This window comes from Roseofilum sp. (assembly GCF_982964205.1).
In genome coordinates this window covers 1-26682 of sequence record NZ_CEZBFX010000067.1, presented here as the reverse complement: position 1 = coordinate 26682, position 26682 = coordinate 1, and the positions used below count along the sequence as shown (strand labels likewise).

The following is a 26682-nucleotide window of genomic DNA, read 5'->3' as shown; positions in this document are numbered from 1 at the left end:
CTACATAGAGGCGGTTTTCGGTTGAGGTTACCCACTGACAAAACCGCTCCCAAGCACTCGCGTTGGAGCTTTGTTGGAGAGTTGTGGTCATGCTTTTATAATGGCTATGTATTTTCCTAGGTTCTGTGGCAGTTTGTTTCCGTCCACATTTCTAATATAAGCGACTTTATGTAGTTTTGTAAAGTACTTTTAATTTAGCGATCCTGATGATTGACATTAACTGAGCTTATAAGCTTAATAGCGAATCCGGGGATCGACATAAGCATTGAGGATGTCAATCGCAATACTAGCCATGACAACAATAGAAGCGAAGAACACAACAACCCCTTGAACCGTTGTGTAATCGCGATCGCTAATCGCCTCATACAACCGATTCCCCAAACCCGGCCAAGAAAACGTCACCTCCGTCAACACCGCACCCCCCAACAGCGCCGCCAACGTCAACCCCAAAATCGTAATCACTGGAATCAAGGCATTTTTCAGCGCATGGGAGAGCAAAATCCTTAACTCCGGAATCCCCCGCGCCTTTGCCGCTTCCACATAATCCGCCTTCAGGGTTTGTTGCAGATTTACCCGCACGATGCGTTCAAAAATCCCACTGAGCAACAACCCCAATGTCAAAGACGGCAGCGCCAAATGATGAATCGACACCCAAAGTTGTCCCAAATTCCCACTTAACAGACTATCAATCAGATAAAGCCCCGTCGGCCCATTGGGAGGCGCTTCCCCCAGAGAAAAGCGAGTTCCCAAAGGAAACCATTGCAACTCCACCGCAAAAATCAATTGCAAAATCATCCCTGCCCAAAACGGCGGCACGGAATAAGTAATAATGCTAAATAACCGAGCAACCACATCCAAAGGCGTATTCGGCCGGGAAGCCGCCAATGTACCAATCGTAATCCCGATCGCCAGCGCCACAGCCATACTGCACACCGCCAACTCCACCGTCGCCGGAAAATGCAACCCAATAATATCCCAAACCGTTTGTCCGCGACTGGTTAACGATGTCCCCAAATCCAACTGTAACAAGCTCCCCAAATAATTCAGATATTGCAACCCCAGAGGCAAATCCAAACCCAGTTGTTGCCGCAACTGAGCCTTTGCTTCTGCGGATGCTCTTGCTCCATAAATGGCATCCACAGGATCGCCTGGAGTCGCCCTTAATAATAGAAATACGAGGGTAACAATCAGCCACACCATCAGGGGAGCCAGCAGCACACGAGTCAGAATATAATACTGGAGAGCCTTAGAACGGGACATAAAATCGGCAACTTAACAATCAGTCCCTATTTTAGGTGCGATCAGGGCTTCAATAGTTGAGAATTTCTAGATGTACGGGAGTTATTGGCGATCGCAGCATACCCAATAGGATAGATAGACATGGATGATTACCAATTGCAACTCGATTTCCGGCCATCGTTCCACCGCAGATCCCTTTGGATTATACTCAGGTCTTGCATGGAGACAGGGCTATTCATCCAGGTCATGGAGGGACTTGGTAAACCTCAAATGGATCGCACCTTCGAGATGTCTAGTGATGACGCAGAGACCATCTACCAAGCTTCCTATGATTTAATTTTACGTTACTCAGCCCCCTCAAACCGCCAAGGACTTGATGGAATTTTCGTAGATGGCAGTTTCTTAAACGAACACCTTTCTCTAAAAACCTTCAAATTCTGGTCTCCTAAGAAGAATGACTATCCACACCAGCTTATCAATGTTGTTTTGAGTCCCTTAGAATCAAACATTCTTGATGTTATGTTCAATGATTATTATGAGGAGTTGTGGAGGTATTTCCATCGTTACAGAGGCAAGTGCGGATGATTTCTGGAATTGCTACCCATCAACAGAAAATGCTTGGAGAACAGCGCTTGACGCTGCATAGACTAGCCGGGGAAAACTATCAACAGATTCTCCAGGGCTTACCAGAAAGTCGAGCAGTACGACTGATTTACGATCGCGGAACGCTAGAATTGGTTATGCCCCTAGAAGACCATGAATTTGCCGCTGAGTTAATTGGGGTCTTTATTCGGGTGCTAGTTGCAGCCATGGGACTGAAGCTCAAATCCATGCGCTCTACCACTTTAGCGCGTCAAGACTTAGATCGCGGTGCAGAACCCGATAACGCCTACTATATCCAAAATCAACCGCAAGTCGCCGGTCGCAGGGTTGATTTACAGAAAGATCCGCCTCCAGATTTGGTAGTTGAAGTCGATATTACCCACACCGATATTGATAAAAATCAACTGTATGCGGCTCTGGGAGTACCCGAAATTTGGCGCTACAATGGGCAAGAATGGTGCATTTACCGACTGCAAGGAACAGTTTATCAGGAATGGGAGCGATCGCCGACCTTTTCTATCGTCGAAAAAGCAGATTTATATCATTTCATTCTGGCTATATTGTAACTGTTTCAGATTGGAGGCTAGTTTTCTTTATGCAACGGTTCCTATGCCTGGATGGATTTACTAGAGCAGAACGAATTGGGATGATCCATCGTGTAAGTGAGGCAATTAATCAAGCTGGAGCTTGGATTATCGACTTTCACCTGTACTCAAATATCCTGATCTGCATCAACTTCCAGGTTCCGATCGCTAATTTGAACAGACTCGCTGGAACGCTACAGGAGACAGGTTTGCAGTTGAGCAAAGAGAGCTTGAAGCAGCTTATGCCTGCTCATGACTCAACACTGAAAGAGCAAGAGTTAGTCGGGACATTGCAAATTACCTTTGTACACAACGAACCTGACTTACTCCGAGATGTACCTGCTGTTCCAGGGTAACAATTAGGGCCACCACATCTAAACATCTAAATATCCAGACGAGCATCATCCCAGTAAGATTTCTCACAACTGAAGAAGCATTGCGTCAATTCCTTCGGGAAAGAATCCTTTAATAAAACGAAAAAGTGAAACTCGGTTTTTCCGATGCCCTATTCCTCATTCCCTATTCCCGAATAGAGCCAGTCTTGGATTTCATGGGCAAGCCAAGCCGCTTCATTGGCGGTTAAAGATCCTGCGATCGCACAATTATAGTCCCCAGTCGGATTTTGGCAATGGAGTTTCACCATTGTGGAAGAGTGTTCATGGTGAATAAATACCCCCATTACAGCGCTACACGCTGTAAACTGTTTAGAGTCAGTTGCTCAAGTTATACTAATTGAACGACTTAAAAGTTCTTGTGTTAAATAATCATCAAGTAGGGACTGCTTTTATTTATAGATCGTCTAACCCATTTGATCGGTCAGCTTTTTAATTTGAATAATAACTAGCTACTTTCGCCAATATTGATAGAATCTTGTACACAGTGCAGTGGTTAATAAAGCTAATATTGACGGAATAAGAGCCATTAAACCTCCCTGCAAAAATATCCCGAAAGATAAGTAGTAGACTAAAATACATAATAAGGCAGTACCTAAACCTAATCGCCAAGGATATTTCTGAAAATACAATGTCGTTATCGCTCCTACCATTGACCAAATCCAAACAAAAAGACCATCTTTCCACCAGGTCAGTGACCAAAATAAAGGTCGATTATCCAGAACAGAACTAATAATTTGGCTCGCTACATGAGCATGAATGTCTAAGCCTCGCATAAGGCCTAATGGTGTATGTTGAGGATCGCGAACACTTTCAGCCGTCATACCAATTAGAATAATCTTATCTTTAATCCAACTGGGTTTAAATTTGTTGTTCAGAACATCGTCTGCACTAATTCGTTGAGCAATTTCACGAGTGGGTGTTGAGCGATAATTAATTAGAATTTGTTCACTCGGTAAATCAGATTGGTAATATCCAGGCCGACCCCGCTTTAGACTCGTAAAAACTTTTTGACCGAATTGCCAATCTTCTTGTTGATTCGCTTGAACAACCACACCCTTAGAACTCAGATATTTCCAAGCCAATTGAAAAGCCAAGGAATAAGGAGTTTTACAGTGATAAAAAGGGGGGGTCATATGATCGGTTTGAGACAACGTATATCGGCGGATCATCCCTGAAGCATATGGATTGTGTTGATCGGTCCATAAATTCACAAATCCCACTTGCTTTTGTGGACTATGATCGGGTGGATCAATACTGGTATTTGGATCGTTGTTGTACTCAAATTTGCATATACTCACCAATTTTTCATTCTGTCGAAAATGCTGATTCATGGTTTGATCGGCAGAGTTCGCTGGAACGGGTTTATCTCGATAAATATTTAAGCCGATCGCTGCCGGTTGATGAACGTCTAGCTTATCTATAATCTCTGCTAACGTGCGATCGGGTAAAGGATGATCGTATAATTCTATATCCTCTTCAGTAACTCCCACGATGAGAAGACGAGGATCGGGTTGTTCTACAGGGCGCGATCGCATCAGTTGATCGAATGCTCTCAGTTCCATCGGTTCCAAGAAGCCCGCAGACCGTACCTCCATCACCACGGTAGTCACTGCCATAGAGAGGCATAGGGTGATTTTTAAGGCTTTTTGCCAAGACAAAGAAGAGGGAAGTTGTCCGACTAAATCATCCCAGGTGGGGGAGATGTAGTCAGGATGCTGCCAAATAACGGGTAACCAAGTTGCGCAGGGAATTTGATCTTCTAGTCCTTGTAGCTTTTCTCTCGCTTGTCGGACGGCAACTTCAAACGAGTATCCTTGGGAAAAGTTAAGCAAAAATGACTTGAGGAATTTCTGGGCGACTTGATCGGGAACATAGTCGCGCATGACAATCATTTGGGGAATCTGTACATCATCCAATCTGCGGGCTAACCCTAAGCCATCACAGGAGTTGAAAATGGCAAGTTTTAAGCCTTGTGCGACGGATTTTCGTAGACCAAACCAGATTTGATCGACGGTTAAATATTGGTCGGGGTTGATATAAATTTTGCCAGCTTCGCCATCGGTTTCGCTGTGTCCAGCAAAAAAGAGGATATCCCAGGGTTGCTCCCATAATTGATCGTTGATTTCGGATCGTTTCGGTTCGATAAGAAAGGTGACATCTGCGTGGGGAAGTGAGTTGAGGATTTGGCAGTCTTTTTCGGTGTCGATCCCTTCTCTATGTCCTAAAATCGCTAAAATTCTGACTTTTCCCGGTGGAGTGGAGTTGAGGGGATCGGATCGTCTAAACTCAGGATCGCTGAAGGAGATTTCTGCACTCTTGTATCTGGAGAAGAGATTCCAACTGTGCCAAGGCAGCTTTTGCAAATCATTGCATGTGGTGCGCACAATCAAGCGAATGGGATCGCTATAGTTAAGTTCCTCTCGGATCTGAAGGTCAATGTCCCGGAAATCAGGGGAGCAGAGCCATTGATTCAGGCGATCGCACACTTGAGTACCTGATTCTTCACAGGCTTTAAGCCGACTGATAACTCCATCGTATTTGATTGCTTTTGGCTTTAACCCCCTTGTATTGAGGAGTCCTAAAGGGCGATACTTGTCTATCCAATGACTTTGTACCAATTCCGCTAGATCGGGTTCAGACGGTAAGTATCCTGATATGTCTAGATCGGGGCGTTTTCCTTCTTCCCCCATTTGTAACCGCACCCGAAAGCCGTCCTCACTCAAACTGCCTTCAAGTTCCAAAACTACCAGTTTTGCCACGTCTGTTACCTCCGGACTGTCCGATCTCACCTTTCCTTGTCCTAAATTACAGGAAATTAAAGGGGCATACACAGATCCCTTCTATAGGGTTCTCAGATTTGGAGGCATAATTTTATGCAAACTTTACAAAAATTTACAATTAAGGCAAGATAATTCAGTGGCGATCGCACCAGGGATCTGTCGCATTATCGCCCCAGCGATGATCGCCGTTCATGTCCGTATGCGGTATACTTATCGCCTTCTAGAGCCAACAACGATTGATTGCAAGTTGGTGCAGCTAAAGTTAGAATCATGTTTGCATTCAGCTCTGGTGGGATTAGCTCCTCTAGAGACCCTTGTGTACAAACCGGATACAGACGGATACAGAGGTTCCCCAAACCTCATCTTTAGACCAATCGATAGCTAAGTCAACTTAAACAACTCACTTATTAAACTGAATTTTAGGAGGGAAACGTGACCGCAATTAGAGTGATTCCAGCGAGTGCAGCCGGTTCAACCATGGGGGTTAATGTTATTATCCGGCTCTTGTTTGACTACCGCCCCCATTTAATCAAACTCTTTAGAATCAAGAAACAAGACCACTCCATCACTCGTTATACCTTTATTGCCGTTTTCCGGGAACCTGGCTCTATCGGACAACTGGTTGCCTTGATCAACGAATGGGGAACTGCCAGCGGACAGGGAGAAGGAGTAGAAAATACCGCCGAAACCTATGGATTTTCGGAAATCATGACCACGATTAAACAGCTTAAAATCCGACTATTAACAGTGGATTGGCATACGGAAATTCATGAAGGATGGAAACAGAAGCTTGAAGTCCGTCCCGATCCCACGGTTCTTAAATATCGCCTTTCTGACTGGGAAGGTTGGCTGTTAGAACAAATCGATACCCCTTGGTTCCCCATGCAACATCTGCACGAGGACGATCTTGATTTGCGTTGGATGGAACATGAATAGGGACTAGGGAAGCGGGAATAGGGAATCTCTGTGTCGCCACATCTGCGTGTCTCCCGATCCCTATCCCCTCATCTGATTAAGATCGAGGTCGAAATTCAACCACATTTTGCTTAATTTGTACGTCGTAGTTGCCAAAGAAATCATGGCCGAGTAAACCGATCGCCATCCGAGGGGCGATCGCCACCGGAATATCCCTGACAACAGCTCCATGGACAGCAATCGACTTCACATAACCCAAGGGAAAGGTCACCCTAGAACCATCTGCGATCGTACTGGTGACAGAATCAACTGGTTCGATTTGCAGTTTCTGCGCCATTTCCTGAGTAATTAGAGTACCACTCGCTCCCGTATCCACAATCATCTCAAAGGAGTGGCGATCGTTAAAGGTCACCTCAATCACCGGAATTCCCCCCAAACGGCGCTTAATCCGGGCTTGAAATACCCCTGGAGTCGCAGGACGAGAACGGGGAGCGGAAGTCCCATCACACACGCCACTTAAGGGAATCGCTTGTCCAGAAGAGGTTACCATAAAACAGCCTTGCACTTCTTGGGCGATCGCGCTCTCTGCTCCACTGACCATGAAACCTATCCCCAGGGCAACCGTCATACCCAAACTCTTACTCCATAGATGTTCGTTCATAAATTATTAGCGACTGATCGGACCTAATCTCTAGTTTACCCATTCCTTTCTGTCCACTGCCATATAGCGCGAAGCGCTAGGGAATCGGGAATAGCCGGTATTACTTAGGGTCTAACGCTTCAAGCTATACTTCAGAGAAAAGTGCCATACATCTACTACCCTAGAATAGAGACTTGCATGTACTTCATCTTGTTGAGATTTTGATCGTGAAAAATCGTGCCCCCCGAAATCGAACACTTACATGCTCGGAGCAAGAGCTATCCCTATTCAGTCAGTCTTTGCTCTGTCTCGATCGTCAGATAGAACTCGATCGGATAAAAGACAAAATTATTCATCAAGATCTATTTATCGCTGGTGAATATCTCCCCAAAAACTTTGTCGATCTTTTAGTTCTAGACCCCCCTTATAATCTTTCCAAAAACTATCATGGTCATTCATTTAAGGAAAAAACACAAGGAGACTATCAAGATTGGTTTGCTTCTGTCCTCAAGATTCTCAAGCCCATCCTCAAGCCGACAGCAACGCTCTATGTCTGCTCTGACTGGAAAACCTCTATATTAATTGCCCCTATCCTAGAGCAAGAATTTTATCTTCGCAATCGCATTACCTGGGAGAGGGAAAAAGGGCGAGGTGCAAAAACCAATTGGAAGAATAACACCGAAGATATTTGGTTTTGTACGGTTTCCGATCGATATACATTTAACCTGGATTTAGTCAAGCAAAAACGAAAAGTGATTGCGCCCTATCGGCATAAAAATGGTCAGCCCAAAGACTGGAGTGAAGAAGAGGATGGCCACTTCAGATTAACGCATCCTTCAAATCTTTGGACAGATATTAGCATTCCCTTTTGGTCAATGCCTGAAAACACCGATCATCCCACACAGAAACCGGAAAAATTGATAGCCAAACTGATTCTAGCGAGTTCAAATCCGAATGATATGGTACTCGATCCATTTCTCGGAAGCGGGACTTCAGCCGTGGTGGCAAAAAAGCTCAAACGGAACTTTGCGGGGATTGAATTAAATCAAGACTATTGTTGTTGGGCATTAAAGCGACTTCAATTAGCAGAGCAGGATTCATCGATTCAAGGATATACAGATGGGGTGTTTTGGGATAGAAATACTTTAAAGTGCCAGAGAAAGGTAACGGAGAAAGAAGGAAGGAGTCGTGTAAACAGTGCGATAGAACCCTAACAAGAGTGTAACTTGACTCTCAGAAGTGTTACAACAGTAGTCAGTTGCTGAACTCACTATTATGACTAACAAGTATATTTCTTCAGAAGACTATCGCAAAATGTTGGTTCGGGATGGCGATCGCCGCTTCCAGGAGTGGCATAGTCAATATTTACACTACCAGAAGCAGTATTGGAATCAACCGGTCAAAGGTCGTAAAGTAAAGTAAGGTTTCAGTACGACTCAATCGCCCATGACTTCTTCCCTGGTTCCCTCTTCCGATCGCTCCCCTGACGCAGGACTTGCACCTCTACTGCTCACTGTTGTTGAACTCATTCGCCAACTGATGGAAGCTCAAGTCATTCGGCGCATGGATTCTGGTAGCCTAAGCGAAGAGGAATTAGATCGAGCGGCTGAAAGTTTACAGCGTCTAGAAGAACAGATTATCAACTTATGCGAAATCTTTGACATCGATCCGGCTGACTTAAATATTGATTTAGGGGAAATTGGCTCCCTATTGCCCAAACAAGGGTATTATCCAGGTGAAAATAGCGATCGCCCCTCCATTCTAGAACTCTTAGACCGGCTCCTGCATACCGGCATTGTCGTTCAAGGTGATGTGGATCTCGGTCTAGCACAACTTAACCTGATCCATGCCAAACTCCGCTTAATTCTTACCTCCAAACCCATCGACGATCGGATAGGGAATAAGGAATAGGGAATTTTCCGCGTGTCTCCATGTCTCGCCATTGTACACTCAGTCCTTATAGAAATAGGGGAATCCCCTAGAGGACTCCCCTACTTTCTAGCGATCGCAGAACTTAGTCAGTTTTAGTAAGTTTCCACATGCCAACGATGTTCTTTTTTCAGTTGTTTCCGGTACTCATCCCAGTTAACACCAAACTTTCCGGCAGCTACAGACATCCCTTCATCAATACCCGGTTCCATACCTTTGAGACCGCACATATAGATATGGGTATTCGGTTTTTGAACTAATTCCCACAGCTCATCCGCATTTTCCTTAATCCGGTCTTGAATATACATTTTACCGCCTTCGGGATTTTTCTGTTCCCGGCTAATAGCATAAGTCAGGCGGAAATTATCAGGAAATTCCTGCTGCATTTTCTCCAACTCTTCCCGATAGAGAATATTTTGACTATAAGGAATACCAAAGAACAACCAAGCGAATCCCCGGAACTTATAATCTTCATGCTGTTCCTTAAACATGCGCCACAGATAAGCACGGAAAGGAGCAATTCCAGTTCCGGTTCCCATCATAATAACTGTGGATTCCTCATCATCTGGTAAGAGCATTTCCTTACCCACTGGTCCAGTGATAGCCACATCTGCACCAGCTTCAAGATTACACAGGTAAGTCGAGCAAACGCCATAAACCGTTTCTCCCGTTTCCGGCTGTTTATATTCAAGCTGTCTGACACACAGAGAAACCGTCTTATCCTCTTCATTATCCCCATGACGAGTAGAGGCGATCGAATACAACCGTAATTTATGAGGCTTACCATTGGCATCATCTCCGGGAGGAATAATACCAATACTTTGGCCTTCCACATATTTCAGGTCTCCTTGGGACAGATCGAACGTCAAATGTTGGACCATCCCCAATCCGCCTTCAGCCACCAATTTTTCATTACTGAGACATTTCCCAACGTAAGGAGTTTTAGGGCGGTAAATATTGATCGGAATCTTTTGATCTTCAGATTTCTTGTGAACCTTACCTTGGGGAGGTGAACTCGATCCTGAGGGTGTACTCGATGGGGCATTTTCACCATTAAGCGGCTCAATCTTGACAATTTTGCCCCCTAGACGAGAAATACGCTTCATTTCCTGATTCATACGGCCGTAAGGCACAGTAATGAAGATGCTACCACTGTAACGAACTGAACCGTTCATATTTCCAGTGCTACCTGGGTTAAGACCAACCACTTCAAACCGAAACAGACGGTTGCTATTGGTTGTACCCGTTAAACTCGATGTATACATTCCTTGATTTTCTCCTTTCCCCATTTACATCGGCCAATTGCCGAAACATTACCAAGTCCTGTGGGCGAGAGTGATGACAAAGCGACTAGACGTACGGTAAGCTAGCCATCCTCACCAGTCAATCCCACTCTACAAGCAACAGTTGAAGAGTAAGACCTAATCCAGACTCAATGAGGCAATCGCCCTATATACTCTAAAACCCTTTATCAGGAGTCTCACCTCCACTCTCTCACACAAGGCAAGCGAGGGACAATTCTACTATTTTATCGAAAAGCGCCCCTTTTCAGAGGGAATAATTGGGATTAGGTTTTCTTAAAGACCCCATTCACCGTAGCATAGGTATTGAGGACAACCCTCAAATCTCTAAACTTGCCTTGTGGGGATGATCCCATTCTGGTAGAATTCCCTCCAGAATATTGAAAATGGAAACCTGAGCTGAACTCTAGCTTGAGTTGTTCCCAACCAGAGAGAGTGAGGCTGCTATTTAGGAAGCAAGCGCCCTCCAGGGTTTAAATGAAGGGCGGTTTTAATGGGTTGCCCTCAACGCTAGTTTAACTCCATTCGTGATAAACCAAAACTAACTTTAGTGAACCCATTGATTGACAGAGGAAATCTATGACGAGTAAACCGGATCGCGTGGTTTTAGTTGGTGTAGCCGGAGACTCCGGTTGTGGGAAATCAACCTTCTTACGTCGCTTAACCGACTTATTTGGAGAAGATCTCATAACCGTAATCTGTCTGGATGATTACCATTCTTTAGACCGTAAACAACGTAAAGAAACTGGGATTACCGCGCTCAACCCCAAAGCTAACAACTTTGACTTAATGTATGAGCAAGCCAAAGCGCTTAAAAACGGTGAATCCATAGAAAAACCCATTTACAACCATACTACTGGGGAAATCGATCCCCCCGAAACCATCCATCCCAAATCCATTGTCGTCCTAGAAGGACTGCATCCAATGTATGACGAACGGGTAAGGGAACTCCTGGATTTTAGTGTTTATCTTGACATCAGTGATGAAGTCAAAATTGCCTGGAAAATCCAGCGAGATATGGCAGAGAGAGGCCATCGCTATGAAGATGTACTCTTTGCTATTAATGCTCGTCGGCCAGACTTTATGGCTTATATCGATCCCCAAAAAGCTCATGCAGATGTGGTGATTCAGGTATTGCCAACTCAACTGATTCAAGACGACAAAGACCGTAAGATTTTACGGGTACGGATGATTCAACGCTATGGAGTTGCCGGTCGTGACCCCGTCTACCTGTTTGACGAAGGCTCAACTATTGATTGGATTCCCTGTGGACGCAAATTAACCTGCTCCTATCCCGGCATTAAAATGCATTATGGGCCAGATGCTTACTATGGCCATGAAGTTTCTATCCTGGAAGTCGATGGCCAGTTTGATAATTTAGAGGAACTCATCTATATCGAAGGTCATTTGAGCAACACCTCAACAGAAGAATATGGGGAATTAACTCATTTACTGCGGCAACATCCTGATTATCCAGGTTCAACCAATGGTACGGGACTGTTCCAAGTGCTAACTGGATTGAAAATGCGAGCCATTTACGAGCAGTTAACCCAAGCACCGGTCAAAGTCCCAGCAAGTGTTTAGGCAGAAATGTCACCACTTTTGGACAAAACCTTGAGGGTTGGTTCTCCTGTAAACTAGAGCCAGAAAGGGGCTGCGAGAGTCTTTTGGTCTGGCTCTCGCAATTCCAATTCAAAAACGGTAGATTGTTTTACCGTTCCCTAATTTTCAATCGATTCTGCAACTCATGAACGCACCTTCTTCTAGTAACCCAACTCAATACGATCCCTTGAGTGCTGAAGCCAAATGGCAACGGTATTGGGAAGAGAACGAAACATTTAAGGCCGATCCAAATGAGGGTGGAGATCCGTTCTGTGTGGTGATTCCACCTCCGAATGTAACGGGTAGCCTACATATGGGTCATGCCTTTGAAAGTGCCTTGATTGATACATTGGTTCGCTATCATCGGATGCTGGGAGAGAATGCATTGTGGTTGCCGGGAACGGATCATGCCAGTATTGCGGTACAGACGATTTTAGAAAAGCAACTCAGAAGTGAGGGTAAAAGTCGCTACGATATTGGTCGGGAGGCGTTTCTAGAAAAAGCGTGGCAATGGAAAGAGGAGTCAGGAGGCACCATTGTTAATCAACTGCGCCGCTTGGGTGTTTCCGTGGATTGGTCTCGGGAGCGGTTTACGATGGATGAGGGGCTATCGAAGGCGGTGATTAGAGCTTTTAAGCAGCTTTATGAGGAAGGTTTGATTTATCGGGGCAACTATATGGTGAATTGGTGTCCCGCTTCTGAGTCTGCGGTGTCTGATGTGGAGGTTGAGAAGAAGGAAGTTGACGCTCACTTATGGTATTTTCGATATCCGTTAACGGAGGGTGAGGGGTTTGTGGAAGTGGCAACGACTCGTCCGGAAACGATGTTGGGGGATACGGCAGTTGCGGTAAATCCCCAGGATGAGCGGTATAAAGATTTGATTGGTAAAACGGTGCAGTTGCCAATAATGGGTCGGGAGATTCCCATTATTGGGGATGAATATGTGGATGCGGAGTTTGGTACGGGTTGTGTAAAAATAACGCCTGCCCATGACCTCAATGATTTTGAAATGGGGCAACGTCACGGTCTGCCGACGATTAATATCATGCACAAGAATGGCAGTTTGAATGAGAATGCTGGAGAGTTTGCGGGGTTAGACCGGTTTGAGGCGCGCAAGGCGGTGGTGAAGCGCCTGGAGGAAGAAGGATATTTGGTGAAGGTGGAAGACTATAAGACTAGTGTGCCGTATAGCGATCGCGGTAAAGTTCCTGTTGAACCCCTAATTTCTACCCAATGGTTTGTCAAAATTCGTCCCTTAGCCGATCGCGCCCTAGAATGCCTGGATAACCAGAATGAGCCAGTATTTGTGCCTCAACGCTGGGAAAAAGTGTATCGAGATTGGTTAGTCAAATTAAAGGATTGGTGTATTTCTCGACAATTGTGGTGGGGTCATCAAATTCCCGCTTGGTATGTGGTGAGCGAAACCGAGGGAGAAATTACCGATGCAACTCCCTTTATCGTAGCGGCGAATGAAGCGGAAGCCTTAGCTCAAGCCAAAACGGAATATGGGGAAAGCGTGCAACTGGTTCAAGATCCCGATGTTCTCGATACCTGGTTTTCCTCTGGACTCTGGCCCTTTTCTACCATGGGATGGCCGGAGGAAACTGCCGATTTCAAGCGCTATTATCCCACTACGACTTTAGTAACCGGCTTTGACATTATTTTCTTCTGGGTGGCGCGGATGACGATGATAGCAGGTCATTTCACCGGAAAAATGCCCTTCCAAACCGTTTATATCCATGGTTTGGTCCTGGACGAAAATGGCAAGAAAATGTCAAAAACAGCCGGAAATGGTATCGATCCCTTAGTGCTCATCGAAAAATATGGAACAGATGCCCTGCGCTATACCTTGATTCGGGAAGTGGCGGGTGCAGGGCAAGATATTCGCTTAGAATACGATCGCAAAACTGATGAGTCAGCATCCGTGCAAGCGTCTCGCAACTTTGCCAATAAGCTGTGGAATGCCGCCCGGTTTGTGATGATGAATTTGGAGGGCAAAACTCCTGCGGATTTGGGAGTGGCAGCCGTTGAGGATTTAGAAGAGAGCGATCGCTGGATACTGTCGCGCTATTATCAAGTCGCTGCCCAAACTCGCAACGATCTCAACCAGTATGGCTTAGGAGAAGCGGCCAAAGGCATCTATGAACTGATTTGGAACGACTTTTGCGACTGGTATATCGAACTGGTCAAAACTCGATTATGGCAAAAGGACAAGGAGGGAGATGCCGCTTCTGCTGCATCCCGGTTAGTCGCGCAACAAGTCTTAGCCCTAGTCCTAGATGGGATCTTAAAGCTTCTGCATCCCTTTATGCCCCACATCACCGAAGAAATTTGGCAAACCCTAACCCAAAGTGAGGGCACATCCTTAGCCCGACAAAGGTATCCAGAAGCAGATGAAGCGCTGATCGACGCTGATTTAGAAGCCCAATTTGCCCAACTGATTGACACCATTCGCACGATTCGGAACCTACGGGCGATCGCCGAAATTAAGCCGGGTGTCCAAATTCCCGTTATTCTGCAAACGCAAAACCCAACCGAGCGAGAGATCTTAACCCAAGGCTCATCCCTGATCCAGACGATCGCCAAAACCGAAGCCCCCAAAGTGTGCGCTACCTTAGACGAGCCAATGAAGCAAACCATTGTGGGAGTGACTGGAACGGTACAAGTTTTAATTCCCCTCGCTGGAGTTGTCGATATTGGAGCGCTACGCGCTAAAGTTGAGAAAGATTTGGGTAAGATTGAGAAAGAAAGCCAAGTTCTCCAAGCCCGTTTGGGGAATCCTGGATTTGTCAACAAAGCGCCTCAAGATGTCGTTCAAGGGGCTAGAGATACGTTAGAACAATTGCAGATCCAGGCTCAAATCCTGCGCGATCGTCTCAAGTCTCTCTCAAATTAAGGGCGATCTCGTCCATGACTTACACTGAACAATCAACGGCCATGTTATATCTAGCCCAGGTACAAAAAGAGCAATTGTTAGGCAAAGTAGGTTTACAGGTTTTAGCAGCTCAGGAGTCCGAAACCACCTGGAAACTGGCCGCTGAGGAAGACCTTATTCCTTGTAGCGAGAGCGATAGTTGGACTCAGAACCAGCTTGTACTACTTGAAGTGACTGAAAGCCGCGAAATCCTTAGTATTGCTGAAGCTAAGGATTGGGTACTCAAGTTAGTTGAACAGTATTTGAGTGCAGGAATTACGCCAGAGTTTTTGCACGGGGAAATGGAGAGGGCTGAACAATGGCGGCAAGATCTGACCCTGCAAAGTCAGGAAGTCGCCCGGGGAAAACTGGAAGTCGAAGCACGACATGCCCAATTACAAATTGTTGAAGAAAAACTGAATAAGGAAAAAAACCAATTAGAAGAGGAAAAGCAATACCTGGAAACCCAGCTTAAGCAGCTTCAAGAGGAAAAGCAAGACCTCGAAGCCAAGCTCCAACACTTCCAAGAGGGAGAAGGATGCGATCTCTAGTCCCTTCAGCAATTAATGATTAATTGCTACGCTCCCATGCCCGAATAATGCTTTAATCCTTTGCGCCATAACCAACGGTTAGTGGCATAGAAAATCAGTCCCCATCCAATTGACAAACCCTATTGCCTCATTTTAGTCGTGTCACGGCACTACGATGATTACTCTTCTTTTTCTTCATCCATAGGATCTAAATTTTCAGCTATCTGAGAAATTGCTGAACAATGATTCAAGCGCCCATTCCAGAATAATGCTTTAATCCTTTGCGCCATAACCAACGGTTAGCGGCATAAAAAATCAGTCCCCATCCAATTAAGGTACAAAGGGCACGACCCCAATTGACGGGTAAACCGATGAGAACAGAGGCAGGAAAATTAATCAGATAGGGGAAGGGAGTCCACCAGAGGATTTCTTGGACGACAGGAGGAAACACTTGTAAAGGGGCAATTATTCCAGATAAAAAAACGTACAATAACGTCCAAAATTGCTCTAGAGCGCCAGCCCGTTCTGTCCAAAAGGCAAAAATAGCAAAGGTATATTGAAGTGCAAATCGGACCGCAAAGACAATTTGAGTAATGACTAGAAAAAAGGCGATTTCCTGCCAACTGGGTATCCAAAAAGCTTGGGGATATAGGACAAAAAATAAAACCACTAAGCCCATGGTAAAGGGAATTCTCGCCAGCCGTTCTGCAATATGGCGAGTGAGGTAATGGGCAACCGGATCAATGGGTTGTAATAATCGGGGTGAAAGTTTACCTTGCACAACTTCCTCTTCAAATTCCCAAATCACCCAAACCAATGCTAATTGGCGCACGAGAAAGACGCTTAAAAAATAGCGCCCAAATTCGATAGAACTTAAAGCAAATTGACCGCTATCAGCCGCTTCAATCCAAACGCCCATAAGAATAAAGGGTAAACTGTTGGAGATAGCCCATAAAAACAGTTCTGCCCGATATTCAACCATGTGGGCATAATAGGTATCGAGAAAAGTTTGGGTTTTCTTTAGAGTGAATTTCATGTTGTCATTCCCGTGCGAAAGACTCGACCAATAATTTCTTCAATGGGAGGGTCAGTAATTTTGAGATCGACAATCTCTAAGTCAGCGAGAATATGGGAAATAGTGGTAGTTAAGGCTTCTCGTTGGACTAAAAAGCGGACTTGGTGACCGGCGATCGCCTCAATTTCTGCATAAGTTTCCAATTCTGCGGTTAAATACTCTTGGGCTAAGTCTACTTGCACTTCTCGATAGGGCGCAAAGCGATCGAGCAGCCTTTGCAAGGAACCATCATAGACTAATTCTCCTTTGTGGATTAAGAGGACGCGATCGCATAATGCAGTAATATCAGCCATATAATGACTCGTTAACAAAATCGTCGCCCCATACCGCTGATTATATTCCCGCAGAAATTCCCGCACATTCTCCTGAGCATTCACATCTAATCCCAAAGTTGGCTCATCTAAAAATAACACTTGCGGCCGGTGCAGCAATGCCGCCAAAAGTTCCGCCTTCATCCGCTCCCCTAGGGACAACTTACGCACGGGTTGCGTTAGTTTATCCTGTAATGAGAGCATTTCCGTCAGTTCCCCTAAACGCGATCGAAACTCTGAAGTTGATAACTCATAGACTGCGGCATTAATTCGCAGGGAATCCATGGCCGGCAAATCCCACAATAATTGTTGTTTTTGACCCATGACCAACGTAATATTGCGTAAAAAATCCCTCTCACGCTTAAAGGGCACATATCCTCCTACCGTCACCTGGCCCCCAGAGGAATGCACCAAACCCGTCAACATCTTTAATGTTGTAGTTTTTCCTGCTCCATTCGCCCCTAAAAATCCTACTACTTCACCCGCTTCAATCTCAAAGGAAATATTTTTAACTGCTTCAACTTGGCGGTACTGCCGTTTCCAGAAGTGCCGTAATGTGCCCTGAAATCCCGGCTCCTTCATCGCGACGGGATAGGTTTTACTCAGGTGATACACTCCAATTAGAGGATTACCCATCTCCTTTGCCTGGTAAAAGTTAACATTACTTATGGTAGCTGAATTTTTGGCTCGCTCACCTTGTATGAGAGGTCATTATTAATTATTAATTACTGAATCCAGATAATCTTTAAGTTCAAACAACGCCGTAACCAAATAGAAACCGGGTTTTTAGCAAAAACCCGGTTTCTTCTATTCTCAATTAACTTGGTTTAAACTTTTTCGGCCATATAGGCTTCTAACACCTCAGTCGCCAATTGAGTCATGGACTTGCCTTCCTGGACAGCTAAATCCTTAAACTCCTGATAAACCGTATCCCGCACCCCAATCCGGTATCGAGCTTTACCCGAGTCTTTACCCAAAGCAACTAACCCCGATCCTGGGGTATAACGTTCAGAAAACGCCCTGAGCGAGTCAAAACCAACTCGATGACAAAAATCTCCAAAACTCTCGACTTTGCCGTTATTGAGGCGACTTTGCTTGAAATAGACGAATAATGGCTCTAGGGTGGACTCAATGTCTTCATCCTTGACTTTATCTAAGAAGGGTTGAGAAAGCCGGTTTTGATTGGGGTCTGCTCCTAGCCAGATTTGGTATGCTCCGGGCATTTGACCGACTAATCCTAACTCGGCCATATAGGGCCTAGCGCAGCCGTTGGGACATCCGGTCATGCGGACGACAAAGTATTCTTTGGGTAATCCAACGTTCTTGAGTAAGGTGCGGATGCGGGCAAGAATTCCGGGTAGGGCGCGTTCTGATTCAGTAATGGCTAGGCCGCATAAGGGAAAGGCTGGACAAGCCATGGAATAGCGTACTAAGGAATCGAGGCGTTTGGGATCGGTTTCGACTCCGTGTTTTTTGAAGATGGAGGTAATCGCCGCTCGATCTTGAGGATCGATTTCATAGATAATCAGATTATGATTGGGCGTAAGGCGCATGGGTAAGTGGAACTGGGTAATAATTTCCCGCAAGGCACTCTTGAGCTGAAACTTACCTTCATCTTTGACCCGACCATTTTCAATGGACAAGCCCAAGAACTGTTTACCATCTCCCTGATCTTGCCAACCTAAATAATCTTGATATTCAAATGGGGGGAGAGGTTTAAAGGGAGCTAGAGGTTTACCGAAATACTCTTCAACCTGAGCGCGGAATTTTTCCACACCCCAATCATGGAGCAGATACTTCATTCTGGCATGACGGCGCTGGTGGCGATCGCCATAATCTCGCTGAGTAGCAACAACCGCTTTCACCAGATCGTACACATCTTCCTTCTCCACATAGCCAATGCGATCGGCAGCTCGTGCAAAGGTTTCCTCCTTATTATGAGTGCGACCTAACCCACCCCCTGCATACACATTAAACCCTTCTAACTCTCCCTGTGCATTCGTGATTACCACCAAACCAATATCTTGGGTTAAGATATCGACCGAATTATCCCCCGGCACAGCCAAACAAATCTTAAATTTACGGGGCATATAATGCGTACCATAAATCGGCTCTTCGAGATCCCTAAAATTCGTGCCATTAACCTTCTTATTGCGCGCGGTCTTAACTTCCGGCGCTTCTTCTGCGCTAATCGCCTTTTCGCCATCGAGCCAAATCTCATAATAGGCTCCTGTTTGTGGCCTGAGTAAATCTGCAATCTTATTCGCATATTCCCAAGCATATTGATACTCTGGCTTCGTTTTATAAGGTGCCGCCGGAGCCATCACATTCCGATTTAAATCCCCACAAGCCCCTAGGGTAGACCCCATATTTTTGACGATGGTGGAAATGGTCGCTTTCAAATTTTTCTTCAGAATTCCATGAATTTGAAACCCTTGCCGAGTCGTTGCTCTCAGGGTATGATTTCCGTAGGTTTCTGATAACTGATCTAGCGCCAAATACAGTTCTGGAGGAATGAAGCCACCCGGACTGCGCGTACGGAGCATCATCTGATAACTTTTCTCTCCATTTATTTTTCGATTTTCGCGATCGAGCTGTTGATAAGAACCATGAAACTTCAGAATTTGAATCGCATCGGCCGAAAAATGGGTCGTATCTTCCAATAATTCTGAAGCAACCGGTTCTCTGAGAAAATCACTATTTTCTTTCAGAACTTCTATCTTAGATGGCTTAGATGTTGCAGTAGGAGGATTTAGGGATAAAACCATAGAACAAACGAGTCAATTTTTGCTACAATACTAAAGGTTCTAACTCCACGGCGATCGGAAAATGAACCGAACAGCGTCATTCTCTCAAAATACCCCCAACCTGAGGAGGAATGACCCAACATCGAGTTAGATAATTGGGGTTTCTTACCATTGTATCGGAAGTGGGGCCTCAAATTCAGTTAAGCTAATTTTTTCTTAAACTCGCCTTGATAATGGGGATGCTAAAGTTCCCCTGTCCAAGTTTGTGCCTGAGACTGCTGCTGAGAGCCAGATTGAGGGGGTAAGGACTCAGGGCAGCATCAAGTGCTGTACTTTAAATGAATAACTTAAATAGAGGAACTAAAATGCCTGATTCTCTCATGTATCAGTCCGATGGGTTTGTGGTTTTAGAGTCTAATCAACCGGAGCAATTCCTGACAGAAGCCGAATTACTTCATAAGCTTAAAGCCTGTTTGAGCCAACTCCAAGAGGAATTACCCAGAGATTTACAAAAATTCACCACTCTAGAAGACCAGGCCAAGTCTCTGATGGAAACCTCCTGTGAACTCGATCTTGGCCCAGGAGCCTTCTTACAGTGGTATATAGTCCGCTTAGAAAAATCCTAAATTGAAACCATCCACTAGAGAGGGTTAGCTGACGCGAGCAGGTTCACCCACAGCAATTAAGAAGATATCAAAACAATCTTCTTCTCCCTCTTGAGGGGCAACTTCAACCCGCAAGCCGGGGCCAAAAAAGTATTCTATTTTTTCTCGTTTCTCTTGCCAAGCGTCTAAAGAGACAAAGGGAGACTCAAACTCTAAAACCAAAGCATAAGAGCTATCAACGGCTACTTCTCGAATGCCAATGAGTAGGGGGCGTTCCTCATCTGTGGGACTTAAGCCTAAACTTTTGAGAGACTCATCCAGATGGGCTTCTTGGCCATATCGATACCGAGTCACATCTTTCCATACCTGGAGTTGGGTGGAGGTTCCTTGTCGATCCCGTAGGGCTAATACCTCAGCAGAAGTTTCTTGAGTAACGGGGACTGGCTTCAATTCTGAGGCTTTTAAGGCAAGTCCTCCTAATAAGAGGGGAATACCATAAAAAAATCCGGCTAAGTTGAGGGTCGGATGATTAGTAAAATAGGCGACGAAGCCTCCTATCGTTAAGAGACCTCCTACATATAAACCCACAGTGCCCAAGGAAATTTTGCGTAACATAATCGTCTTATTTAATGAATCAATGACTACTTTACCGTTTCTAGAGAGCGACGACCAAGCACCAGAGAAGATCTACAACCATTATCATTGAAAGAGTATCGCAACGTTTTAGGGAGATTTTCTAATGGTCAATAAGGACTTTCCTTCGTCCAAAACTCGTCAGTTACTCGATCAAATCAACTCCCTCAAGCGCGAAGATGAAACGCTCTACAATATTTTAGCGGTGGATGTGTGGGCGCTGGCTAAAACTATGGATGAGTTCCAACCTGGATTTTGGACGGCGTTTATGAAAAATCGGGAAAAAGCTCTGAAGCGGTTTATGAGTGAGGCGGCTAGAAATAAACAGGCGGATAGTAAGAGCCATCCATTTTTGGGCTAGAGCCGATAGTGATAATAGACATCTCTGGCAGCGCGGTGTAAGAGGGAATGGCGATAGACTAAGGCGGACATATCTTTAGCGTATCCTCCGCCAATGACACAAGCGATGGGATATCCTGCGGCTAGACAGGTGCTGAGAACTTGCATGTCTCGCCGGAATAGTCCGGTGTCGGTGAGGGAGAGTTTTCCGAGGGCATCATGGATATGAGGGTCAACTCCTGCATCGTAGAGGACGAGATCGGGTTTGACTTGGCTGAGGAGGTCGGGGAGATAGGTGGCGAGGGTTTGTAAGTAGGCTTGGTCTTCCATACCGACGGGAAGGGGGATGTCGAGGTCGCTGGGAGGTTTGTGGCTGGGAAAATTGATGTCACAGTGCATGGAGAAGGTAAATACACTGGGGTCATCTCGGAATATCCAGGCGGTTCCGTCTCCTTGGTGTACGTCTAGGTCTACGATGAGGATTTTCTGGGCTAATTTTAGGGTTTGCAGGACGCGGGCGGCGATCGCCAAATCGTTGAAAATACAAAAACCTGTACCCCGGTTGGGAAAAGCATGATGGGTTCCACCAGCGGTATTACAGGCGAGTCCATGTTTTAAAGCCAGTTGACTGGTGAGAATAAAACCACCAACAGCCCGACAAGTGCGCTGCGCTAGGGCCGGACTCCAGGGTAAACCGATGCGTCGCATGGCTTTGGGGTCTAGGGTTCCTTGGCAGTAAGCTTGGATATAGTCGGGGGTATGGACGAGTTGCAGCCATTCAACAGGGGGCAGTTCGGGAGTATGGACTTGGGAAGGGGTGATGATGCGATCGCTCAAGAGGAGTTCATAGAGTAGCTTAAATTTGGCCATGGGAAACCGATGACCTAGGGGTAAAGGCGCAACATAATCGGGGTGATAAACAATGGGAACAGATATAGTCAATGGAATTAATTGTTAATTGATATGAGCTAGGATTAAGTTTTTGATCGGGAACTTGCGCTATGGTGGATTGGATGATGTTGCCTCATGCTTAAGGAGAACTCAACCATGACCTGGCGTGGAACGACCACCGTAGCCGATCGCATTTTTGCCTGTTTACCCTATCTACTGCCACTATTATATGGACTGCCGTTTGGAGCCTCATTGATGATGCAGTTCCCCATTTTTCAACTGCTCTTGATTCCTCTAGCGCCGTTGATGCAAATTTACAGCAGTATTCCTTTTGCCAGTCTGATTATCTTCTTTGTCTTGTTTATGGCGGTGGTTCGCAATCCAAATATTAACCACTTTATCCGCTTCAATACCATGCAAGCGATTTTAATGGATATTGTCTTGTTTTTATGTTCTCTGGTCATGAGTTATATCCTCCAACCGGTGTTTCGGGGAGGATTAATCATTGAGACGCTCAACAATGCCATCTTTTTGGGGGTATTAGCCGCTGTAGGTTATGCGATCGCCCAATCTATTATGGGGCGTTACGCCGAAATCCCTACGATTTCAGAAGCGGCCTATACTCAAGTCCGTTAGGGAGTTGCTCCGAAGCGGGCGATCACTGGATTATCTAGAGAACCAATCCCCTCTAACTCAACTCGAACGCGATCGCCCACTTGCATGGGGCCAATCCCTTCTGGAGTCCCCGTTAAAATTACATCTCCAGGCATTAAGGTCATAATTTGGGAAATATGAGAGACCAAAATCTCTGGAGTAAAGACCATATCACTAATTAAAGCGGATTGGCAAGGTTCTCGATCGTCATTAAGAAAGGTTTGTAATCTTGCCCCTGGATTGATTTCACGCACAATCCAAGGCCCTAACGGGCAAAAGCTATCAAACCCTTTCGCTCTTGTCCATTGGCCATCCCGACGTTGCAGATCCCGGGCAGTGACATCATTGGCGATCGTATAGCCCCAAATTTTGTTGGCCGCCTCTTCTGGGCTACAGTCTACACAGCGATTCCCCATCACTACCGCCAATTCTCCCTCATAATCAACTCGTTCCGATTGGGGGGGATATAAAATGGGTTTATCTGTAGGAATAACTGTTGTTGAGGGCTTCATAAACAGCAGGGGTTCCTCCGGTACTGGAGTGCCCATCTCCGCTGCATGATTAGCATAATTTTTCCCCACTGCTACAATCTTCGAGGGAGCGCAAGGGGCCAGCAAATGATAGGAATCGACCTCTAGGATTAACTCAGTGGGTTGTCCCTGTAACCAAGGCGGAGCATCAAGCACTTGCACCTCGCGGTTAAGCTTGAGTAATCCATAATAAATCTTGCCTTCGGTTGTTTGGACTCGGACATAGCGTTGGGCCATTACCTTACCTGCTACTTTTTGTGTATAATCAGAGATCGGTCTTAAATTTTAAGAACCCATCTATCTAACTTAACTGTTGTAGGCTTTGGCAGCTAGGCATAACCCAATCGCCAAAGACTAAAATATTTTAGCGTTGACATCCTACAATAGTCAGTCCTTGCTGATCCAGCAAGTCGGCTTATGCCTCAATGCTGAGTCAGCCCTGTCCATAAGGAGATCCCGATGACGATACGAAATTTTGTTTACGAAACGATGTACATCCTGCGTCCTGATTTAACGGACGAACAGGTGAGCCAGATGATTGAAAAGTATCAAAGCCTCATTCGAGATGAGGGGGGTACGATTGTAGAAACCCAACACCGAGGCAAACGCCGTCTAGCTTATGAAATTGCTAGACAACGGGAAGGGATCTATATTCAGATGAACTATACCGTAGAGGGTCGCGTGATTGCCCAGCTAGAAAGAGCGATGCGCCTATCGGAAGAAGTCATTCGATATCTGACGATTAAACAAGAAGTACAGGAAGAGTCAGAGCCAGAACCCGAACCGGTTGAAGTTTAAACTCTAGGGAAGCAGCAAAAAACCGGGTTTGTGCCACAGTCCGAGATCGTCTCGAAAAAGTAGCAAGAAACCCGGTTTCTGATATTTGAGGCGATCTCCCGCTTCATTACGCCTCAGTTATAATCAAGATCTGCTACTTCCACTCTCTAAGCTCTATGAATTCGACATTAGCTCAATCTCAGAGCCATATTCCTTTACCGTCTATTCCACCTCTGGCAAATGGCGATCGCCTCACCCGCCTAGAATTTGAGCGTCGCTATTTTAACATGCCAAAACTCAAGAAAGCGGAATTAATTGAAGGAGTAGTATACATGGCTTCCCCTCTACGGTTTACCCCCCATGCTGAACCCCATGGCGATCTGATGGGTTGGTTGTGGACATATAAAATATCTAGACCCGATCTACAAATGGGAATTGAGCCAACGGTGCGGTTGGATATGGACAATGAACTGCAACCGGATGGGGTATTACTGATTCGTCCAGAGTGTGGGGGACAAGCGACGTTGAGTAAAGACGGATACTTAGAAGGGCCACCGGAATTAGTGGTAGAAGTGGCTGCAAGCAGTGCTGCAATTGACTTGGGAAATAAAAAACGAGCCTATCGACGCAATGGCATCCAAGAATATATTGTATGGCAGATCTTTGATCGCCGGATTGATTGGTTTCGGTTAGAGGATGGAGATTATGTGAACTTGGAACCCGATGAAACGGGGGTCATTTGCTCTCGAAGTTTTCCCAGTTTGTGGTTAGATGTAGGAGCAATGATTGAAGGGCATATGGTGCAAGTTTTAACAGTGTTACAGTCTGGTATCAATGCTCTCGATCGTCCATAATAGTTATGTCAGACCTCTCCCTTTTAGAGAGAGGTCATTATTAATGATTAATTGTTAATTGTTGAACTATGGCCGATCGACTGCATTTACGTCAACTGCTCCACCAATTGAACGATCGCAGTTATAAAGCATATAAAGATATTCGCGGTCGCTACCAGTTCCCCGAATTCCTGCTCTGCATTGACCGAGTGCAGGGCGATCCCTTTGCTGCTCCCAGTCAGGTGCGGGTGTTGATGTCCTATGAAGTGGCCGGTTTTCCTCTACAAACGTATCAAAACCGCAGTCGGGCGATCGCCTTATGTGACTATTTGACGCGTCAATTTTGTCAAGTCTGTACCCAAATTAGCGATCGCCGAGGGACGGGAAATAGTGGTCTGATTCAGATGCTTCGTGTCGGTCAAGAAGTGTTATCTCGCACTTCTATAATTTTGACACAACAAGGCATAGAAGCCCGTTTTACAGTAGGTTTACCGGCCCAAGGTCGGCGTATTTTAGGGTATCAAGCGGGGGTTTTATTGTGTGAAGATTTACCAGAAATTGTGGAACAATCCCTGAAATATGAGAACTTACTGGCGGAGGAACTACAAGCGCATATCGAAACGGTAGAAGATGCAGAAGCCTTGCGATCGCAATTAAGCCAAAATCAGTTAGTGGCTTTTGTGGCTGATGGGGCAATTTTACCCCGCCGCAGTGGAGTGGATCGACGGGGATTAGTGGATCGAGCCGTTCCCTTTGAATCTCCAGAGTCCCTACGCGTGACTCTAGAAACACCCAACCAAGGAAGACTCACGGGAATGGGAATTCCTCAAGGAGTAACCTTAATTGTGGGAGGGGGATACCATGGTAAATCAACGCTGTTAAAGGCGATCGAATTGGGGATTTATAATCATATTCCGGGGGATGGCCGGGAATTTGTGGTCAGCGATCGTCACTCAGTTAAGATTAGAGCAGAAGATGGCCGTTCCATCACAGGGGTGGATATTTCCCCTTTTATTCAGGATTTACCCCAAAATTTGGAGACTACAGCTTTTTCTACTCCCAATGCTAGTGGTAGTACCTCCCAAGCCGCAAACATGATGGAAGCACTCGAAGTTGGGGCAAAACTGTTTTTAGTGGATGAGGATACGGCTGCCACCAATTTTATGATTCGCGATCGCCGAATGCAAGCCTTGATTGCCAAAACCTCCGAACCCATTACCCCCCTCATTGATAAGGTGCGCCAACTCTATGGAGATTATGCCGTATCTACCCTGTTGGTGATTGGCGGAAGCGGGGACTATTTTGATGTGGCAGATACGGTGATTTCCATGAATCATTTTGTCCCTGAAGACTTGACAGAAGCAGCCCAGGCGATCGCCGAAAAATACCCCACAGAGCGGCAAATTGAAGGTGGCGACCATTTTGGTCAAATTTCCCCCAGAATCCCCATAGGAGCCAGTGTAGACCCCAGTCAGGGGCATAAATCCGTGAAGCTCAAGGTACGGGATGTCAATCAAGTCGTCTTTGGTACAGACTCCATTGATTTAGCTGATGTCGAACAGTTGGTCGAAGTGGGGCAATTAAAGGCGATCGCCGAAGCCATGGTTTATGCTAAAGAAAACTATCTCAATGGCCAATACACCCTTGCAGAAACCCTAGAAGCCATTTTCGCCGATATTCAAGACGGAGGTTTAGACGCGCTAACCCGGTTTCGCGAAGGAAACTTAGTCGAGTTTCGCCCCTTTGAGTTAGCAGCAGCCTTCAATCGACTGCGCTCTTTATCCGTGAAAACCATTCATCATTGACATCCTCCCCGGTCTAAAGACACGGGGATTCCTAAACCTCACAATTTAGG

Annotated in this window: 28 protein-coding genes; 17 read left to right on the top strand and 11 right to left on the bottom strand. The window is 45.7% G+C overall.

Going from position 1 to position 26682, the window contains the following annotated elements:
• Window positions 1-234 precede the first annotated feature (234 nt).
• On the bottom strand, window positions 235-1260 hold the full coding sequence (locus tag AC3A14_RS15980) for an ABC transporter permease (RefSeq protein ID WP_318733066.1): 1026 nt from the start codon (window positions 1258-1260) through the stop codon (window positions 235-237).
• Window positions 1261-1380: 120 nt separating this feature from the next.
• On the opposite strand from AC3A14_RS15980, the gene AC3A14_RS15975 reads away from it, so the two are divergent.
• The 3 genes from AC3A14_RS15975 to AC3A14_RS15965 are packed head-to-tail and all read left to right on the top strand — an operon-like array spanning window position 1381 to window position 2782.
• A complete protein-coding gene (locus AC3A14_RS15975) occupies window positions 1381-1824 on the top strand; it encodes a hypothetical protein (RefSeq protein WP_318733065.1) in 444 nt (147 codons plus the stop codon).
• A complete protein-coding gene (locus tag AC3A14_RS15970; protein ID WP_318733064.1) occupies window positions 1821-2408 on the top strand; it encodes a Uma2 family endonuclease in 588 nt (195 codons plus the stop codon). Before AC3A14_RS15975 ends, AC3A14_RS15970 begins: the two co-directional genes overlap by 4 nt.
• A gap of 29 nt (window positions 2409-2437) precedes the next feature.
• A complete protein-coding gene (locus AC3A14_RS15965; protein WP_318699924.1) occupies window positions 2438-2782 on the top strand; it encodes a hypothetical protein in 345 nt (114 codons plus the stop codon).
• A 149-nt stretch (window positions 2783-2931) separates the two neighbouring features.
• On the opposite strand, the gene AC3A14_RS15960 is transcribed toward AC3A14_RS15965, so the two are convergent.
• The gene (locus AC3A14_RS15960) at window positions 2932-3069 is read right to left on the bottom strand and encodes a hypothetical protein (RefSeq protein ID WP_487779059.1); all 138 of its coding nucleotides are present in this window, start codon (window positions 3067-3069) and stop codon (window positions 2932-2934) included.
• 201 nt (window positions 3070-3270) lie between these two features.
• Complete coding sequence (locus AC3A14_RS15955) at window positions 3271-5580, bottom strand: CHASE2 domain-containing protein (protein WP_318733062.1); 2310 nt, start codon at window positions 5578-5580, stop codon at window positions 3271-3273.
• Between the two features lie 157 nt (window positions 5581-5737).
• Between AC3A14_RS15955 and AC3A14_RS15950 the strand changes: the two genes are divergently transcribed.
• Together AC3A14_RS15950 and AC3A14_RS15945 are read left to right on the top strand one after the other, a co-directional pair.
• Window positions 5738-5986, top strand: coding sequence for a hypothetical protein (locus AC3A14_RS15950; RefSeq protein WP_318733061.1), 249 nt, complete (start codon window positions 5738-5740; stop codon window positions 5984-5986).
• 47 nt (window positions 5987-6033) lie between these two features.
• The gene (locus AC3A14_RS15945; protein WP_318699928.1) at window positions 6034-6537 is read left to right on the top strand and encodes a hypothetical protein; all 504 of its coding nucleotides are present in this window, start codon (window positions 6034-6036) and stop codon (window positions 6535-6537) included.
• Window positions 6538-6613: 76 nt separating this feature from the next.
• Here AC3A14_RS15945 and AC3A14_RS15940 read toward each other — a convergent pair whose 3' ends face one another.
• Complete coding sequence (locus AC3A14_RS15940; protein ID WP_318733060.1) at window positions 6614-7177, bottom strand: retropepsin-like aspartic protease family protein; 564 nt, start codon at window positions 7175-7177, stop codon at window positions 6614-6616.
• A 206-nt stretch (window positions 7178-7383) separates the two neighbouring features.
• Here AC3A14_RS15940 and AC3A14_RS15935 point away from each other — a divergent pair, with 206 nt between their 5' ends.
• The 3 genes from AC3A14_RS15935 to AC3A14_RS15925 all read left to right on the top strand — a co-directional run bounded on the left by AC3A14_RS15935 (window position 7384) and on the right by AC3A14_RS15925 (window position 9067).
• Window positions 7384-8370, top strand: a complete 987-nt coding sequence (locus AC3A14_RS15935) for a DNA-methyltransferase (RefSeq protein WP_318733059.1) — start codon at window positions 7384-7386, stop codon at window positions 8368-8370.
• Between the two features lie 61 nt (window positions 8371-8431).
• Window positions 8432-8578, top strand: coding sequence for a hypothetical protein (locus AC3A14_RS15930; protein WP_318733058.1), 147 nt, complete (start codon window positions 8432-8434; stop codon window positions 8576-8578).
• 24 nt (window positions 8579-8602) lie between these two features.
• Entirely contained in the window at window positions 8603-9067 is a 465-nt protein-coding gene (locus tag AC3A14_RS15925; protein WP_318699932.1) for a gas vesicle protein K, read from the top strand.
• Window positions 9068-9180: 113 nt separating this feature from the next.
• Here AC3A14_RS15925 and cpcD/petH read toward each other — a convergent pair whose 3' ends face one another.
• Window positions 9181-10350, bottom strand: coding sequence for a bifunctional rod-capping linker CpcD/ferredoxin--NADP reductase PetH (gene cpcD/petH, locus AC3A14_RS15920; protein WP_318733057.1), 1170 nt, complete (start codon window positions 10348-10350; stop codon window positions 9181-9183).
• A gap of 615 nt (window positions 10351-10965) precedes the next feature.
• Between cpcD/petH and AC3A14_RS15915 the strand changes: the two genes are divergently transcribed.
• The 3 genes from AC3A14_RS15915 to AC3A14_RS15905 all read left to right on the top strand — a co-directional run bounded on the left by AC3A14_RS15915 (window position 10966) and on the right by AC3A14_RS15905 (window position 15453).
• Window positions 10966-11970, top strand: coding sequence for a phosphoribulokinase (locus tag AC3A14_RS15915; protein WP_318699935.1), 1005 nt, complete (start codon window positions 10966-10968; stop codon window positions 11968-11970).
• Window positions 11971-12133: 163 nt separating this feature from the next.
• On the top strand, window positions 12134-14884 hold the full coding sequence (locus tag AC3A14_RS15910) for a valine--tRNA ligase (RefSeq protein ID WP_318733056.1): 2751 nt from the start codon (window positions 12134-12136) through the stop codon (window positions 14882-14884).
• Between the two features lie 14 nt (window positions 14885-14898).
• Complete coding sequence (locus AC3A14_RS15905; protein WP_318733055.1) at window positions 14899-15453, top strand: hypothetical protein; 555 nt, start codon at window positions 14899-14901, stop codon at window positions 15451-15453.
• A 226-nt stretch (window positions 15454-15679) separates the two neighbouring features.
• Here the strand turns inward: AC3A14_RS15905 and AC3A14_RS15900 are convergent, their stop codons facing one another.
• The 3 genes from AC3A14_RS15900 to sir form a co-directional block, all read right to left on the bottom strand.
• Window positions 15680-16468, bottom strand: a complete 789-nt coding sequence (locus AC3A14_RS15900; RefSeq protein WP_318733054.1) for an ABC transporter permease — start codon at window positions 16466-16468, stop codon at window positions 15680-15682.
• A complete protein-coding gene (locus AC3A14_RS15895) occupies window positions 16465-17454 on the bottom strand; it encodes an ABC transporter ATP-binding protein (RefSeq protein ID WP_318733053.1) in 990 nt (329 codons plus the stop codon). The genes AC3A14_RS15900 and AC3A14_RS15895 overlap by 4 nt, the downstream gene beginning before the upstream one ends.
• Before the next feature lie 191 nt (window positions 17455-17645).
• Entirely contained in the window at window positions 17646-19586 is a 1941-nt protein-coding gene (sir, locus tag AC3A14_RS15890; RefSeq protein ID WP_318733052.1) for a sulfite reductase, ferredoxin dependent, read from the bottom strand.
• Between the two features lie 344 nt (window positions 19587-19930).
• Here sir and AC3A14_RS15885 point away from each other — a divergent pair, with 344 nt between their 5' ends.
• Window positions 19931-20191, top strand: coding sequence for a CRR7 family NDH-1 assembly protein (locus tag AC3A14_RS15885; protein WP_318733051.1), 261 nt, complete (start codon window positions 19931-19933; stop codon window positions 20189-20191).
• Between the two features lie 24 nt (window positions 20192-20215).
• On the opposite strand, the gene AC3A14_RS15880 is transcribed toward AC3A14_RS15885, so the two are convergent.
• Window positions 20216-20785 (bottom strand): DUF2854 domain-containing protein, encoded by a 570-nt coding sequence (locus tag AC3A14_RS15880; RefSeq protein ID WP_318699943.1) that lies wholly within the window; start codon window positions 20783-20785, stop codon window positions 20216-20218.
• Window positions 20786-20909: 124 nt separating this feature from the next.
• On the opposite strand from AC3A14_RS15880, the gene AC3A14_RS15875 reads away from it, so the two are divergent.
• Window positions 20910-21164: a hypothetical protein gene (locus tag AC3A14_RS15875; protein ID WP_271935950.1), complete on the top strand. Its 255-nt coding sequence runs from the start codon at window positions 20910-20912 to the stop codon at window positions 21162-21164.
• Here AC3A14_RS15875 and AC3A14_RS15870 read toward each other — a convergent pair.
• Window positions 21161-22078, bottom strand: coding sequence for a histone deacetylase family protein (locus AC3A14_RS15870; RefSeq protein WP_413039100.1), 918 nt, complete (start codon window positions 22076-22078; stop codon window positions 21161-21163). The genes AC3A14_RS15875 and AC3A14_RS15870 overlap by 4 nt on opposite strands.
• Window positions 22079-22189: 111 nt before the next feature.
• Here AC3A14_RS15870 and AC3A14_RS15865 point away from each other — a divergent pair, with 111 nt between their 5' ends.
• A complete protein-coding gene (locus tag AC3A14_RS15865; RefSeq protein WP_318733049.1) occupies window positions 22190-22669 on the top strand; it encodes a Tic20 family protein in 480 nt (159 codons plus the stop codon).
• Here AC3A14_RS15865 and AC3A14_RS15860 read toward each other — a convergent pair.
• Window positions 22666-23454 carry a fumarylacetoacetate hydrolase family protein gene (locus AC3A14_RS15860; protein ID WP_318733048.1) on the bottom strand — a complete coding sequence of 263 codons (789 nt, stop codon included), beginning with the start codon at window positions 23452-23454 and terminating at the stop codon, window positions 22666-22668. The genes AC3A14_RS15865 and AC3A14_RS15860 overlap by 4 nt on opposite strands.
• Before the next feature lie 222 nt (window positions 23455-23676).
• Between AC3A14_RS15860 and rpsF the strand changes: the two genes are divergently transcribed.
• The 3 genes from rpsF (at window position 23677) to AC3A14_RS15845 (ending at window position 26632) form a co-directional block, all read left to right on the top strand.
• A complete protein-coding gene (gene rpsF, locus AC3A14_RS15855) occupies window positions 23677-24015 on the top strand; it encodes a 30S ribosomal protein S6 (RefSeq protein WP_318730092.1) in 339 nt (112 codons plus the stop codon).
• A gap of 155 nt (window positions 24016-24170) precedes the next feature.
• Window positions 24171-24848, top strand: a complete 678-nt coding sequence (locus AC3A14_RS15850) for a Uma2 family endonuclease (RefSeq protein ID WP_318733047.1) — start codon at window positions 24171-24173, stop codon at window positions 24846-24848.
• A 68-nt stretch (window positions 24849-24916) separates the two neighbouring features.
• Window positions 24917-26632, top strand: a complete 1716-nt coding sequence (locus tag AC3A14_RS15845; RefSeq protein ID WP_318733046.1) for an ABC-ATPase domain-containing protein — start codon at window positions 24917-24919, stop codon at window positions 26630-26632.
• Window positions 26633-26682: the final 50 nt, after the last annotated feature.

Bases quoted from the DNA above. Each gene is read 5' to 3' on its own strand.
- AC3A14_RS15880 (WP_318699943.1), bottom strand. From the start codon at position 20,785: ATGTTACGCAAAATTTCCTTGGGCACTGTGGGTTTATATGTAGGAGGT.
- AC3A14_RS15975 (WP_318733065.1), top strand. From the start codon at position 1,381: ATGGATGATTACCAATTGCAACTCGATTTCCGGCCATCGTTCCACCGC.
- AC3A14_RS15970 (WP_318733064.1), top strand. From the start codon at position 1,821: ATGATTTCTGGAATTGCTACCCATCAACAGAAAATGCTTGGAGAACAG.
- AC3A14_RS15910 (WP_318733056.1), top strand. From the start codon at position 12,134: ATGAACGCACCTTCTTCTAGTAACCCAACTCAATACGATCCCTTGAGT.
- AC3A14_RS15940 (WP_318733060.1), bottom strand. From the start codon at position 7,177: ATGAACGAACATCTATGGAGTAAGAGTTTGGGTATGACGGTTGCCCTG.
- AC3A14_RS15865 (WP_318733049.1), top strand. From the start codon at position 22,190: ATGACCTGGCGTGGAACGACCACCGTAGCCGATCGCATTTTTGCCTGT.
- AC3A14_RS15885 (WP_318733051.1), top strand. From the start codon at position 19,931: ATGCCTGATTCTCTCATGTATCAGTCCGATGGGTTTGTGGTTTTAGAG.
- AC3A14_RS15845 (WP_318733046.1), top strand. From the start codon at position 24,917: ATGGCCGATCGACTGCATTTACGTCAACTGCTCCACCAATTGAACGAT.
- AC3A14_RS15905 (WP_318733055.1), top strand. From the start codon at position 14,899: ATGACTTACACTGAACAATCAACGGCCATGTTATATCTAGCCCAGGTA.
- AC3A14_RS15895 (WP_318733053.1), bottom strand. From the start codon at position 17,454: ATGGGTAATCCTCTAATTGGAGTGTATCACCTGAGTAAAACCTATCCC.
- AC3A14_RS15875 (WP_271935950.1), top strand. From the start codon at position 20,910: ATGGTCAATAAGGACTTTCCTTCGTCCAAAACTCGTCAGTTACTCGAT.
- AC3A14_RS15930 (WP_318733058.1), top strand. From the start codon at position 8,432: ATGACTAACAAGTATATTTCTTCAGAAGACTATCGCAAAATGTTGGTT.
- cpcD/petH (WP_318733057.1), bottom strand. From the start codon at position 10,350: ATGTATACATCGAGTTTAACGGGTACAACCAATAGCAACCGTCTGTTT.
- rpsF (WP_318730092.1), top strand. From the start codon at position 23,677: ATGACGATACGAAATTTTGTTTACGAAACGATGTACATCCTGCGTCCT.
- AC3A14_RS15925 (WP_318699932.1), top strand. From the start codon at position 8,603: ATGACTTCTTCCCTGGTTCCCTCTTCCGATCGCTCCCCTGACGCAGGA.
- AC3A14_RS15860 (WP_318733048.1), bottom strand. From the start codon at position 23,454: ATGGCCCAACGCTATGTCCGAGTCCAAACAACCGAAGGCAAGATTTAT.
- AC3A14_RS15900 (WP_318733054.1), bottom strand. From the start codon at position 16,468: ATGAAATTCACTCTAAAGAAAACCCAAACTTTTCTCGATACCTATTAT.
- AC3A14_RS15960 (WP_487779059.1), bottom strand. From the start codon at position 3,069: ATGGTGAAACTCCATTGCCAAAATCCGACTGGGGACTATAATTGTGCG.
- AC3A14_RS15965 (WP_318699924.1), top strand. From the start codon at position 2,438: ATGCAACGGTTCCTATGCCTGGATGGATTTACTAGAGCAGAACGAATT.
- AC3A14_RS15915 (WP_318699935.1), top strand. From the start codon at position 10,966: ATGACGAGTAAACCGGATCGCGTGGTTTTAGTTGGTGTAGCCGGAGAC.
- sir (WP_318733052.1), bottom strand. From the start codon at position 19,586: ATGGTTTTATCCCTAAATCCTCCTACTGCAACATCTAAGCCATCTAAG.
- AC3A14_RS15980 (WP_318733066.1), bottom strand. From the start codon at position 1,260: ATGTCCCGTTCTAAGGCTCTCCAGTATTATATTCTGACTCGTGTGCTG.
- AC3A14_RS15850 (WP_318733047.1), top strand. From the start codon at position 24,171: ATGAATTCGACATTAGCTCAATCTCAGAGCCATATTCCTTTACCGTCT.